Genomic DNA, 11893 nt, shown 5'->3' on the forward strand with positions numbered 1-11893 from the left:
GTCGTCGCGGCAGCGCGCAAGGCCGCTTATGCGGCGGCCGCGAACACGTCCGCCAGCCCGGCATAGGAGGCGGCGATGCCGGCGACCGGATTGTCGCTGTCGCCCGCCGGCTCGACCCGCAATTCGCCGCCGGCCGTCGGCATGGACAGGATGAGGAACTGCCGGGCCTCGCCGTCGCCGACCGCGCCGGCCGCGACGTGCTGGCTCTCCGCGCCGCCGTCGATCCGCATCCTGAACAGGATGGTGCCGCCGACGCCTTCCAGCGCCTGGACGGCGATCTCCTCGAACTGGCCTTCGCTGACGGCGTCCGCTTCGGCGCTTGCCGTAACAGCCTCGACTTCGGCAGCGGGAGCGATTTCGTCCTCGGCCGCCGGTGTGGCTGCTGGCGCCTCTGCCGCTTGCCGGAGTTCTTCGGCGTTGCCGTGCTCTTCGACTGACTTCTGCTCGTCGACGGGTTTCTTCTGCGCGTCCATGACAAACCTCGCGCCTGTTAACCAACCTCGCCCCTTTTCCATGTTGGCGTCGACATTGGCCGCAATGTGGCACGGACCGGCTACGCTGCGGAAACCGGCTCTGGACAGGGAAGGGGTTGCGCCGCAATCTTCCGGCGGGAACGAACAAGAGGAGGAACCCCGATGCTCGGTCTGATGCAGCCCTGGCCATTGCTCTGCCACAAGATTCTCGACCACGCCGCCGCCCAGCATGGCGGGCGAGAGGTGGTGTCGCGCTCGGTCGAAGGGCCGGTCGTGCGCACGACCTATACCGGGATACGGACCCGCGCTTTAAAGGTGGCGCAGCGGCTGGAGCGCGACGGCTATCGTGTCGGCGACCGCATCGCCACACTCGCCTGGAACACCGCCCGGCATCTGGAGGCGTGGTACGGCATCATGGGCATGGGCGGCATCTACCACACGCTCAATCCGCGCCTGTTCCCCGACCAGATCGCCTGGATCATGAACCATGCCGAGGACCGGCTGCTGTTCGTCGACCTGACCTTCCTGCCGCTGGCGGAGAAGATCGTGCCCTCCGTCAAGTCGGTTCGGAAGGTGGTGGTGCTGACCGACCGGGCGCACGTGCCTCAGACCAGCCTGCCCGATGTCATGCCGTATGAAGAATGGCTGGCCGAGGCCGACGGCGACTTCGCCTGGCGGAGCTTTGACGAGAACACGGCGGCCGGCATGTGCTACACCTCCGGCACCACCGGCAATCCCAAGGGCGTGGTCTACAGCCACCGCTCCAATGTGCTGCACGCGATGATGGCGGCGATGCCCGACGCCATGGGCATCTCGGCGCGCGACGTGGTGCTGCCGGTCGTGCCGATGTTCCATGCCAACGCCTGGGGGCTGGCGCAGAGCTGCCCGATGGTCGGCGCCAAGATCGTCATGCCGGGCGGCAAGATGGACGGCGCCTCGATCTACGAGCTGCTGGACACCGAGAAGGTGACTTTCTCCGCGGCCGTGCCGACCGTCTGGCTGATGCTGCTGCAATATCTGGAGGAGACCGGCAGCATGCTGCCGCATCTCGGGAAAGTGGTGATCGGCGGGGCTGCCTGTCCGCTCGCCATCACGCGGAAGTTCCAGGAGAATTACGGGGTCGAGGTCATCCACGCCTGGGGCATGACCGAAATGTCGCCGCTAGGCTCGCTGTGCACGATGAAGCCGGACTACGACGCGCTCGAGAGGGAAGAGCGCCTGGCGGTGCAGCAGAAGCAGGGCCACGCGCCCTTCGGCGTCGAGATGAAGGTGACGGACGACGACGACCATGACCATCCGTGGGACGGAAAAACCTTCGGCCGGCTGAAGGTGCGCGGGCCGGCGGTTGCCGCCGCTTATTACGGCGGCGACGGCAAGGAGCAGTTCGACGAAGACGGCTGGTTCGACACCGGCGACGTCGCCCATATCGACGCCTGCGGCTACATGCAGGTCACCGACCGGGCCAAGGACGTGATCAAGTCCGGCGGCGAGTGGATATCGAGCATCGACCTGGAAAACCTTGCGGTCGGCCATCCCGATGTGGCCGAAGCCGCGGTGATCGGCGTGCGCCACTCGCGCTGGGACGAGCGGCCGCTGCTGGTGGTGGTGAGGAAGCCGGGCAAGGAGCCTGAGAAGGCCGACATCCTCGCCTTCATGGACGGCAAGGTGGCGAAGTGGTGGATGCCGGACGAGGTGGTGTTCGTCGACGAGATCCCGCACACCGCCGCCGGCAAGATCAGGAAGACCGCGCTGCGCGAACAGTTCAGGGATTTTCGCCTGCCGACGGATGCGTGAGCGGGAAGGCGCGGGCGCATTGTTGCCGCGATGGGCGGCTGATAATGAGTGTGCGTCAGCCGCTGCCGGGCAGCACCCTTGGCGGCGGTCACGGACAGCGGATTGCATGGCGGCGGTTCTGGAACGGCGGGTGACGCGGGCGGCGGGCTGGGCGCGGAGGACCGGCGCCTTCGCCCTTGTTCTTTCCGTCACCGCCGGTCTCTCGCACCGCTATGGCCTGCTCGACACGCCGGCGTTCCTGACCGTCTTGACCCTCGTCCCTGCGATCGCCTGCGCGGCGCTGGTCTTTGCCGGCGTCGCCTTCCATCGGTTCTGGAACGACGGCGACCTCGGCGGCTTCGACCTCGGCGTCGGCACGCTTCTCGCCTTGATCGTGCTTGCCCCGTTCCTGTTCGCCGGCTACCGCGCCGCCGTCCTGCCGATGCTGGCGGACATCTCGACCGACACCGCCGATCCGCCCAGCCTGGTCCAGGCGGCGGCCGCGCGCGGCTCCGGCATGAACCGGGTGCTGCCGATCGCGCCGGCCGCGGCGGCCGAGCAGGCGCGCGCCTATCCGAACGTGACCGGTCGTCGCTACGACCTGCCTTTCGACCAGGCGCTCGAAGTCGTGGAAGCCGTCATGGCGGCCAAGGGCTGGCGCTTCCGCCCCGGCGGGCTGGAGCATCCGCCCGGCGAGGTCACGATCGAGGCGGAAGCGGCGACGCCGCTGATCGCGCTTCCGGTGGATGTCTCAGTCCGCCTCACCGATGAGGCCGGACCGACCTATGTCGACATGCGCTCGGCCTGGCGTTACGGGCGCCACGACCTCGGCGACAATGCGGCGCGGATATCCGCCTTTCTGGCGGAACTCGACGCGGAGGTGATCCGCAGGACGACCGCCGTGGCGGTCGAGTAGCGCCTCAGCCCGGCCGGAACTCGCCATGCAGCGACGGCGGCCCGTCGGTGGCGACGGCGCCGCGCCCCACCAGGTCCTCCAGATGGGCGAAGACGGACAGACCGGCGGCGCCGAACAGGCGGGGATCGGTGTCGCGGTAGATCGCCGCGACGATGTCCGGAATTTTCCGGTTGCCCTGCATCACCCGTTCGAGGATGGTGCGCTCGCGCATCCTGCGGTGCGTGCGCAGGCCGCGCATGAAGGCCGCCGGATTGCCGATCGGGCCGCCATGGCCGGGCAGGAACAGGCGGTCGTCGCGTGCGAGCAGGCGCTCGAGCGAGGCCATGTAGTCGGCCATGGCGCCGTCGGGCGGCGCCACGATGGTCGTCGACCAGCCCATGACGTGGTCGGCCGAGAACAGGATGCCCGTTCCTTCCAGCGCGAACACGGCGTGGTTGGCGCTGTGGCCGGGCGTCAGCACGGTGCGCAGCGCCCAGCCGTCACCCTCGACCAACTCCTGGTCGGCAAGCGCATGATCGGGCGAAAACTCGACGTCGTTGCTGGCGTCGAGCCGGTCTGCCTCGCCGACCTGGACGATGCGCGCCGGCCGGTACGGGCCTTCCGCCAGCACGGTCGCGCCCGTCCGCTCCGCCAGCGGCCGGGCCAGCGGCGAGTGGTCGCGATGCGTATGGCTGACGAAGATGTGGCTGACCGGCCGTCCGTCGATGGCTTTGACGAGGGCGGCGAGGTGCTGCTCGTCGCTCGGGCCGGGGTCGATGACGGCCAGCGTGTCGGTGCCGACGATATAGCTGTTGGTGCCGTGGAAGGTGAAGGGGCTGGCGTTCGGCGCCGTCACCCGCAGCACGCCCTTCGCGACTTCGACGGCCTGGCCATGCCTGGGGTCGAATTTGGTGTCGAATTCCATCGGACCGCCTTCCGCCTGCAACGGGGCGCGGCCCCGAAAAACGGTTTGCCGCATAACACGGAAGCCAATATACCGGAAGCCGAATGGCGGGCGTGCCGCCGACCTGGAGAATGGGGATCGATATGGCAACAGCAGTCACCGCGGCCCGTCCGCTCGTTTCCTTGGCGCTGCCGGAAAACCCGGCCCTGCGACTGGCGACGCAAATCGTCCTGGCCGTTCTGGGCACGCTGCTCCTGACGCTTTCGGCCAAGACCAAGGTGGTGCTCGGCCCGGTCGACATGTCGCTGCAGACGCTGGCGATCATGCTGATCGCCGTCGCCTATGGCCGCCGCCTGGCGGTCGCCACGCTGCTGCTCTACCTCGCCGAGGGTGCCGCCGGCCTGCCGGTGTTCCAGAGCACGCCCGAGAAGGGTATCGGCCTCGCCTATATGCTGGGCTCCACCGGCGGCTATCTCGCCGGCTTCGTCGCCATGGCGGCGATCGCCGGCTGGGCCGCCGACCGCGGCTGGGACCGCAGCCCGTTCAAGCTGTTCGGCGCGCTGCTGGTGGCCGAGGTGGTGATGATGGCCATGGGCTTCGCCTGGCTCGCCGGCCTGATCGGCGTCGAAAAGTCGTGGCAGTTCGGCGTGGTGCCGTTCATCGTGCCCGACCTGATCAAGGTGGCGCTCGCTGCCGCCATCCCGCCGGCCATCTGGGCGCTGCTGCCCAATCGCCGCTGAGCGGGCCAGTCCGAGCATTTCAGCCGACGGCCGCGCGCCCGCGCGGCCGTTTGGTTTTGGAGAGGCGGAAACTTGCGGTGGCGCTACCCTCCACGCAGCGGGAAACCGGATTCCGTTTATTCAACGGTTCTTCCCGGCAAGTGCCGCTTCCACCGCCTCCGGATTGCTGGCAATCACGCGCAGCAGGTTTTCGGCCGGCTTGTCCGGGTGCCGGCGCTTCTGTTCCCAATCGCGCACGGTGGCCGGCGACAGGTTGAATTTCTCGGCAAAACCGACCTGCGAAAGCCCCAGGGATTTGCGGATAGCCGCCACATCGACGCTTGAGCCTTCGAACACGCGGCCGGGCTTCATTTCGCCCTTTGCAATGGCCACCGCCTGGCTGGCGCTCTCGATCAGACCCTTTCCGAACTTGGACATAACCTTTTCCTTTCCAGACTGCGGCTGGCCGCACTTGACTTGATTCTGCCCCGACCAGGGTGCCTATCTCCGGGCTCGGTAGCTGTCGGCGATCGTCGGGAGCAGCTTCGCGAGTTCGTTCCGCTCCTGCTTCGACAGGTTGCCTTTCTCGCCCTTGCCGTAGATCGACAAGAGGAACACCGGCACGTCATCGCCACCGAAGTAATGAATGGTGCGATAGCCGCCGCTCTTGCCGAAACCGCGACCAGCATGGCGCAATTTGCGCGCGCCGCCCGTGCCCTGCATCAAATCGCCGGCCAGAGGATCAGCGGCAATGGTCGAAACGATCTCCGTCAACTCCTCGGATGTCAGCCCGACGCGGTCAGCTTCCCTATCGAAATAAGGGGTGGTGAGAACGGTGTGCACTTTGGCAATATACGGCAATGCCGTACCAAACTCAACGGACAGATATGGCATTGCCGTTCTGATTTGACGGTGCGGGCGCCATCCGGTGGCAGCGACGCAAGATTTTCTTGGCGATGGGGTGGTCCTTTGAGACCGGCACCGCAATCGCGCTCCTGACCGGGTTGTCCGTCAGAATGCCGGCGCCACTATCCGCTATACGCCCGTGATCGTCGGGATCGGCGACCCCCGCCATTCCAGGCGCCATATCCCTCCCTGCCGCAGGTTCTGGACGAGATCGGGATGGAAGGCGGCGAGGCAGGTTCCGCCGGCATGCCGCACGGACGGATAGACGAGGCCGATCGCCGCCAGCTCCTTCCGTAGATGCCGCGCCAACGCCTGGCCGGCGGGATAGGCGACCTCGGTGTCCGGATGGAGCACCGGGTGCTCGCTGAATTCAGAGCCGCGCAGGTCGTGGAACGAGCCGACGAAGTCGGCCACGAGCTCGGCATAGTCGGTGACATTGTCGAACCGGTCGACAGTGGCGAGCTCGCGCGTCAGGTGGAACGACACCTCGCCGAGCGCCGTGTCGGCGTCGAAGCCGCAGTACCACGCGCCCCGCGCGTCGTCGTTGAAGCGGTTGCCGCCGGGGCGGGTATAGGCGAAGGCGGCATTGACGAAGGTGTAGCCCGGCCTGCCGAACACCAGCTCGCGCGGATCGAGGTCGGGCAGGCCGCCTTCCTGCGCCTGCAGGCGGCCGCTGGTTGCGCCTTCGAGTTCCGCAAGGTTCTCCAGCTCTTCCCGGTTCGCGGCCAGCGGCAACAGCACGGGCTGCTTGAGCCTGCCCGTCGAGATCAGCCGGATCGTGTCGCGCTGCGAAATGTCGGCGCGTGGCGGGACCAGCATTCAAAGTCCGCCGCGCAAGGCGTCGATATGCTGACGGACCTGCAGCAGCCTGGGAATGCCGCCTTCGATCATCACGTCGAGGGGCCGCCGGCCGCCGTAAAGCGGTCCCCTGTTCGTCAGCCGCACCCATTCGTCGGCCAGCCGTTCCGAAAACAAGAGCCGCAAGCCCTTGAAGATGCCGACCAGCGCGCTGACCCGCGTCAGCGAATCCTGGGAGAGCACGCCGTCCCACTCGCCCTTCTTCATGCGGAACCAGGTTCGCTCCGACACGTCGCCGATCAGCGTGCAGATCTCGGCGCTGGTCAGGCGCCAGATGTCGGCGAGCCTGACGACGCCGGCGACCGCCGCCGGCGTGAGCCGCGCACGTGCCGCCTGATCCGCCAGATTTGTCGGCAGAGCCTGAGGATCGTGAGGCGCGGGGGCGAGGGACATTTTTATCTCCGTCAATTGGCGGAAAATATACTGCCAATTGGCAGGCTATTCAAGGGCCCATCCGACGCAGCATAGTGTTGCCATTCCGGATGGCCTGCTGGTGCCTCGCTCGCCCGAGCTTCGACCGGCGAGCGTGGCTCACCGGAACACCTCTTGCAGATCTTCCTCGGCCCGCCCTGGTTCGAACAGCCTGCTGACCGGCGACCAGTATGCGGCTGCAAGGACTGCGCCGGTCAGCAACGATGATAGCTCATACATCGCTTCAGCGAATGCGTGGGCTTGATAAGGGCTGTCGAACACGATCCACACGAGCCCGACCACTGTCAGCCAAAGAACCAAAGGCCTCGACCATCGTGCGAAACGGCAAAGGCCGATGGTTGTCATAACCATGAGCACGATGGCCAACAGGCCGATTCCCACCAGGATGGCATCCGACTTCGTGAAGGGCTGGCCGTCGTAGGTGCTCGGCGACAGCATGAGGTCGAGAGCAATGCCGATGACTGGAACGATCAGGTTCGCCACGACCAGTTGCCTGAATGTCGAAGGCGTCATGTCGATCGTCCACATAACTACTCCTCGCTCGCCACAACCACCGGCAGGGCTGTGCTGCCGGCACGCAAGCGCGTCAGAAACCGCATTGGGCGGCAGGCACGAGCCAATAGATCGCCCACGCGGCGCCGATCCAGGACAGTTCGAGAAGTATGAAGATCATGAAAGCACCCCACAGGTAGAAAGTATAGGCTTGGTGGGCTTGCCGGGCAAGGATACGTCAAAGTACGCGCCTTCAAGTATGCGCAGTGTTGGCATTGCCCTGAAGACCGGCGATTGGAGGCAGCGGCTCACAAGTCGCGCTTCAGGCGCGCTCTTCGACTTCAAGATGGTACGGCTTGACCAGTTCGTCGGCCGGAAGCTTCCATGCCGCGGAGATAGCATGGACTTGTGCGATATTGAGTGCGCGCTTCCGGTTCATGATTTCCGACGCTCTCGATTTCGATCCGATGATCTCGGCCAATGCGGACTGCTTCTTGCCGGTTCGCTCGAGATAGTCGGCGATCAGGGAGACGGGATCGGGAGCCTTGATCGGATAGTGCTTGTCCTCGTAGGCCTCGATGATATCGGTCAGCAGGACGAAACGGTCCGCGTCGGGAGTGCCCGGGGCGGGCTCATTCTCGAAATACCTCGTCACCTCGGCGATCGCCCAATCGTAGTCGTCCTCGGTGCGGATGGGTCGTATGTTTTCCATTAGACTTTCTCCGGGTCTATCCTGTCGTATTCGGCGTGGGTGCCGACAAACTTTATGAGCACGCTCTTGTAGGTGTAGCTCACGTGAGCAATCAGCCGGTAGTTGTTGCCCCCGATATCGAAGATGACGCGATTGTCTCCGACGAAATCGACGGAACTGAAATCGTTGCGGATGTCCTGCGGGGTCTTCCATTCCGCGGCTCTTGCGGCAACGAACCAGGTCGACAGCGGAGCTTCGGCTCTTGGGTGTTTTTCCCAGAAGGCGACCAGCGTCTTGCGGCTCACGACCTGCATGGCAAATAGTAATACGTTCCCACATATGGAACAAGGGTTAGGTTCCATTTTGTGGAATTGTGATACTATCCACGTACCGCAGCCGGGCTAGTGGTCCGACGCACAGGAAGTTGAAGGAAAGAATTTCCTTGGGTCTGTCGAGTACGCAGAAAACGCAGGAACAAGATTCCATAGAATGTGTCGCGGGCGGAAGTGAAACCCTCGATCCGCCGGCTTTTTGGTAGGCCTCTCCTTGAGACGAGCCGCTTTTCTGCGAGACTGCCAGCCAATCCGGATATTTGGGCCGGGCCGCCCTGTTCCGGCCGGCCCGCCGTCTCGCAGTGGACCATCATGCTGGCAAAGCTTTCCCATCTCGATCGGCTCGAAGCCGAGTCGATCCATATCTTTCGTGAGGTCGCGGCGACCTTCGCCAAGCCGGTGATGCTCTATTCGGTGGGCAAGGATTCCTCCGTGCTCATGCATCTGGCCATGAAGGCGTTCTATCCGGCCAAGCCGCCTTTTCCGTTCCTGCATGTCGACACGACATGGAAGTTCCGCGAGATGATCGCGTTCCGCGACGAGATGGCGCGAAAGCTCGGCTTCGATCTTTTGGTCCACATCAATCAGGACGGCGTGCGCGACGGCATCGGCCCGTTCACCCACGGCTCCAACACCCACACCCACATCATGAAGACCGTGGCGCTACGCCAGGCGCTCGACAAATACGGCTTCGACGCCGCTTTCGGCGGCGCGCGCCGCGACGAGGAGAAGAGCCGCGCCAAGGAGCGCATCTTCTCCTTCCGCAACGCCAGCCACGTCTGGGACCCGAAGAACCAGCGGCCGGAAATGTGGAACATCTACAACACCCGCGTTGCCCCCGGCGAGTCGATCCGGGTCTTCCCGCTGTCCAACTGGACCGAGGCCGACATCTGGCAATACATCCTGCGCGAAAATATCCCGATCGTGCCGCTCTACTTCGCCAAGCAGCGGCCGGTTGTCGAGCGCGACGGCATGCTCATCCTCAAGGACGACGATCGCATGGAACTCCGTCCGGGCGAGACGGTCGAGAACCGCATGGTCCGCTTCCGCACCCTCGGCTGCTATCCGCTGACCGGCGCCATCGAGTCGGATGCCGCCGATCTCGAAAGCATCGTCAGCGAGACGCTCGCGGCCGCCACCTCCGAGCGGCAGGGCCGCGCCATCGACCGCGACGAGGCCGGCTCGATGGAAAAGAAGAAGCGCGAAGGGTATTTCTGAAGATGCGCCATCTCAAAGCGGACGCGCTGGTCGGCACCGTCATCGATCCCCTCGATGCTGCCGACCAGACCCGGAAGTCGCTGCTGCGCTTCCTCACCTGCGGCTCGGTCGACGACGGCAAGTCGACGCTGATCGGCAGGCTTCTGTCCGACACGCGCCAGATCTTCGAGGACCAGCTCGCCGCGCTGGAGCGCGATTCGCGTCGTCACGGCACCACCGGCGAGGAGGTCGACTTCGCGCTGCTGGTCGACGGGCTGGAGGCCGAGCGCGAGCAGGGCATCACAATCGACGTCGCCTATCGCTTCTTCGCGACGCCGCGCCGCAAGTTCATCGTCGCCGACACGCCCGGCCACGAGCAGTACACTCGCAACATGGCGACGGGCGCCTCGACCTCCGATCTCGCCATCGTGCTGATCGACGCGCGCCAGGGCGTGCTGCGGCAGACGCGGCGCCATTCCATCATCGCCTCGCTGCTCGGCATCCGGCACATCGTGCTGGCGATCAACAAGATCGACCTAGTCGGCTTCGACGCCGGCGTGTACGGCCGTATCGTCGAGGACTATTCGGCCTTTGCGCGTGGCCTCGGCTTCGCTTCGGTCACGCCGATCCCGATCTCGGCCCGCTACGGCGACAATGTCTCGCAGCGCTCGGACAACACGCCCTGGTATTCCGGGCCGACGCTGCTGGAGCATCTGGAAACGGTGGACGTCGACGGCGCCTCCGCCGAGCGGCCGTTCCGCTTCCCGGTGCAGTATGTCAACCGGCCGAATCTCGACTTCCGCGGCTTCGCCGGCACGGTAGCGTCCGGCTCGATCGCCGCCGGCGACGAGGTGGTGGTGGCGAAGTCCGGCCAGAAGTCGCGCGTACGCCGCATCGTCACGGCCGGCGGCGACCTGCGGCGTGCCGTCGAGGGGCAGGCGGTCACGCTGCTGCTCGAGGACGAGGTCGAGGTGTCGCGCGGCAATCTGCTGGCGGCGCCTTCCGCCCGCCCGGACGTGGCCGACCAGTTCGCCGCCACCGTCGTCTGGTTCGACGAGCAGGCCATGCTGCCCGGCCGCTCCTATATCCTGCGCACCGCTACCGACCAGGCGAGCGCGACGGTCACCGAGCTGAAGCATCGCCTCGACGTCAATAGCCTGGAGCACCAGCCGGCCAGGTCGCTCGCCATGAACGAGGTCGGCGAGGTCAAGATCGCGCTGCAGGCACCGATCGCCTTCGACAGCTTTTCGGCCAACCGTGCCACCGGCGCCTTCATCCTGATCGACCGTATCACCAATGCGACGGCCGGCGCCGGCATGATCCTGCATCCGCTCAGGCGCGCCGACAACATCCACTGGCAGTCGCTCGACGTCACCAGGAAGTCGCGCGCCGCCGCCAAGAACCAGCAGCCGGCAGCACTCTGGCTGACCGGCCTGTCCGGCTCCGGCAAGTCGACGGTGGCCAACCTCCTGGAAAAGAAGCTGCACGCCGCCGGGCGTCACACCTATATCCTCGACGGCGACAATATCCGCCACGGGCTGAACCGCGATCTCGGCTTCACCGACGCAGATCGGGTCGAGAACATCCGCCGCGTCGCCGAGGTGGCGAAGCTGATGGTCGACGCCGGCCTGATGGTGATCGTCTCCTTCATCTCGCCCTTCCGCGCCGAACGCGACATGGCGCGCCGGCTGTTCGAGGAGGGCGAGTTCGCGGAGGTTTTCGTCGACACGCCGATCGAGGAATGCACCCGGCGCGACCCCAAGGGCCTCTACGCCAAGGCGCTGGCCGGCGAGATCAAGAATTTCACCGGCATCGATTCGCCCTACGAGGCGCCGGAGCGGCCGGAGATCCATTTGAAGACCGTCGGCCGCGCGCCGGAGGATCTGGTCGAGGAGATCGAGCGCTGGCTCGACCGCCGCGACCAGGCCGGCCAGCAGTTCGACGACGGCGCCGGGATTTGAGATTGTCCTGCCCTTAGGGTGGGCAGGTCAAATCGCATATGCAGCAGCGGAACCCGGCCCGCATCGCGGCTCCAAGGTAGGTGCGGGCCGAAAAAATAAACCGTCCCCGGCGCTTCCCCCTCGGGCTTCGCCCTCGACACCTCTCCCCCTGCGGGGGCGAGGAACCGCTGCCGCGATGCCGGCGCTCCTCCAGCCTGGGTTCCTCGCCCCCACGGAGTGGGGGAGAGGTGTCGAGGGCGAAGCCCGAGACGGAGAGGGGG

Annotated in this window: 14 protein-coding genes; 5 read left to right on the forward strand and 9 right to left on the reverse strand. The window is 65.7% G+C overall.

The features are described 5' to 3' along the window. Positions 1-26 precede the first annotated feature (26 nt). Positions 27-473, reverse strand: coding sequence for a hypothetical protein (locus AC5JDC_RS10590; protein WP_495841322.1), 447 nt, complete (start codon positions 471-473; stop codon positions 27-29). 162 nt (positions 474-635) lie between these two features. Between AC5JDC_RS10590 and AC5JDC_RS10595 the strand changes: the two genes are divergently transcribed. Together AC5JDC_RS10595 and AC5JDC_RS10600 are read left to right on the forward strand one after the other, a co-directional pair. Next, positions 636-2267 carry a long-chain-fatty-acid--CoA ligase gene (locus tag AC5JDC_RS10595; RefSeq protein WP_495841323.1) on the forward strand — a complete coding sequence of 544 codons (1632 nt, stop codon included), beginning with the start codon at positions 636-638 and terminating at the stop codon, positions 2265-2267. A gap of 106 nt (positions 2268-2373) precedes the next feature. Further along, entirely contained in the window at positions 2374-3162 is a 789-nt protein-coding gene (locus tag AC5JDC_RS10600) for a DUF1499 domain-containing protein (protein WP_495841324.1), read from the forward strand. Between the two features lie 4 nt (positions 3163-3166). Here AC5JDC_RS10600 and AC5JDC_RS10605 read toward each other — a convergent pair whose 3' ends face one another. Continuing rightward, a complete protein-coding gene (locus AC5JDC_RS10605) occupies positions 3167-4066 on the reverse strand; it encodes an MBL fold metallo-hydrolase (protein WP_495841325.1) in 900 nt (299 codons plus the stop codon). Between the two features lie 122 nt (positions 4067-4188). Here AC5JDC_RS10605 and AC5JDC_RS10610 point away from each other — a divergent pair, with 122 nt between their 5' ends. Then, a complete protein-coding gene (locus AC5JDC_RS10610) occupies positions 4189-4785 on the forward strand; it encodes a biotin transporter BioY (RefSeq protein WP_106771569.1) in 597 nt (198 codons plus the stop codon). Positions 4786-4905: 120 nt separating this feature from the next. Here AC5JDC_RS10610 and AC5JDC_RS10615 read toward each other — a convergent pair whose 3' ends face one another. The 7 genes from AC5JDC_RS10615 to AC5JDC_RS10645 form a co-directional block, all read right to left on the reverse strand. Further along, on the reverse strand, positions 4906-5202 hold the full coding sequence (locus AC5JDC_RS10615; RefSeq protein WP_106771568.1) for a helix-turn-helix domain-containing protein: 297 nt from the start codon (positions 5200-5202) through the stop codon (positions 4906-4908). Between the two features lie 63 nt (positions 5203-5265). Next, positions 5266-5658, reverse strand: a complete 393-nt coding sequence (locus AC5JDC_RS10620; protein ID WP_495841326.1) for a type II toxin-antitoxin system RelE/ParE family toxin — start codon at positions 5656-5658, stop codon at positions 5266-5268. Between the two features lie 141 nt (positions 5659-5799). Beyond that, the gene (locus tag AC5JDC_RS10625; RefSeq protein WP_495841327.1) at positions 5800-6489 is read right to left on the reverse strand and encodes an RES family NAD+ phosphorylase; all 690 of its coding nucleotides are present in this window, start codon (positions 6487-6489) and stop codon (positions 5800-5802) included. Then, positions 6490-6921: an antitoxin Xre-like helix-turn-helix domain-containing protein gene (locus AC5JDC_RS10630; protein ID WP_495841328.1), complete on the reverse strand. Its 432-nt coding sequence runs from the start codon at positions 6919-6921 to the stop codon at positions 6490-6492. 138 nt (positions 6922-7059) lie between these two features. Then, positions 7060-7488: a hypothetical protein gene (locus tag AC5JDC_RS10635; protein WP_495841329.1), complete on the reverse strand. Its 429-nt coding sequence runs from the start codon at positions 7486-7488 to the stop codon at positions 7060-7062. 286 nt (positions 7489-7774) lie between these two features. Next, positions 7775-8164, reverse strand: a complete 390-nt coding sequence (locus AC5JDC_RS10640) for a helix-turn-helix domain-containing protein (protein WP_495841330.1) — start codon at positions 8162-8164, stop codon at positions 7775-7777. Further along, the gene (locus AC5JDC_RS10645) at positions 8164-8457 is read right to left on the reverse strand and encodes a type II toxin-antitoxin system HigB family toxin (protein ID WP_106771563.1); all 294 of its coding nucleotides are present in this window, start codon (positions 8455-8457) and stop codon (positions 8164-8166) included. Before AC5JDC_RS10645 ends, AC5JDC_RS10640 begins: the two co-directional genes overlap by 1 nt. Positions 8458-8787: 330 nt before the next feature. Here AC5JDC_RS10645 and cysD point away from each other — a divergent pair, with 330 nt between their 5' ends. After that, entirely contained in the window at positions 8788-9693 is a 906-nt protein-coding gene (cysD, locus tag AC5JDC_RS10650) for a sulfate adenylyltransferase subunit CysD (protein ID WP_495841331.1), read from the forward strand. Positions 9694-9695: 2 nt separating this feature from the next. Then, positions 9696-11633 (forward strand): sulfate adenylyltransferase subunit CysN, encoded by a 1938-nt coding sequence (gene cysN, locus AC5JDC_RS10655; protein ID WP_495841332.1) that lies wholly within the window; start codon positions 9696-9698, stop codon positions 11631-11633. Positions 11634-11893: the final 260 nt, after the last annotated feature.

The sequence above is a fragment of the Kumtagia sp. genome (assembly GCF_059502445.1).

Bases quoted from the DNA above. Each gene is read 5' to 3' on its own strand.
- AC5JDC_RS10640 (WP_495841330.1), bottom strand. From the start codon at position 8,164: ATGGAAAACATACGACCCATCCGCACCGAGGACGACTACGATTGGGCG.
- AC5JDC_RS10600 (WP_495841324.1), top strand. From the start codon at position 2,374: ATGGCGGCGGTTCTGGAACGGCGGGTGACGCGGGCGGCGGGCTGGGCG.
- AC5JDC_RS10645 (WP_106771563.1), bottom strand. From the start codon at position 8,457: ATGCAGGTCGTGAGCCGCAAGACGCTGGTCGCCTTCTGGGAAAAACAC.
- AC5JDC_RS10610 (WP_106771569.1), top strand. From the start codon at position 4,189: ATGGCAACAGCAGTCACCGCGGCCCGTCCGCTCGTTTCCTTGGCGCTG.
- AC5JDC_RS10625 (WP_495841327.1), bottom strand. From the start codon at position 6,489: ATGCTGGTCCCGCCACGCGCCGACATTTCGCAGCGCGACACGATCCGG.
- AC5JDC_RS10595 (WP_495841323.1), top strand. From the start codon at position 636: ATGCTCGGTCTGATGCAGCCCTGGCCATTGCTCTGCCACAAGATTCTC.
- AC5JDC_RS10620 (WP_495841326.1), bottom strand. From the start codon at position 5,658: ATGCCATATCTGTCCGTTGAGTTTGGTACGGCATTGCCGTATATTGCC.
- cysD (WP_495841331.1), top strand. From the start codon at position 8,788: ATGCTGGCAAAGCTTTCCCATCTCGATCGGCTCGAAGCCGAGTCGATC.
- AC5JDC_RS10635 (WP_495841329.1), bottom strand. From the start codon at position 7,488: ATGTGGACGATCGACATGACGCCTTCGACATTCAGGCAACTGGTCGTG.
- AC5JDC_RS10605 (WP_495841325.1), bottom strand. From the start codon at position 4,066: ATGGAATTCGACACCAAATTCGACCCCAGGCATGGCCAGGCCGTCGAA.
- AC5JDC_RS10630 (WP_495841328.1), bottom strand. From the start codon at position 6,921: ATGTCCCTCGCCCCCGCGCCTCACGATCCTCAGGCTCTGCCGACAAAT.
- AC5JDC_RS10615 (WP_106771568.1), bottom strand. From the start codon at position 5,202: ATGTCCAAGTTCGGAAAGGGTCTGATCGAGAGCGCCAGCCAGGCGGTG.
- AC5JDC_RS10590 (WP_495841322.1), bottom strand. From the start codon at position 473: ATGGACGCGCAGAAGAAACCCGTCGACGAGCAGAAGTCAGTCGAAGAG.
- cysN (WP_495841332.1), top strand. From the start codon at position 9,696: ATGCGCCATCTCAAAGCGGACGCGCTGGTCGGCACCGTCATCGATCCC.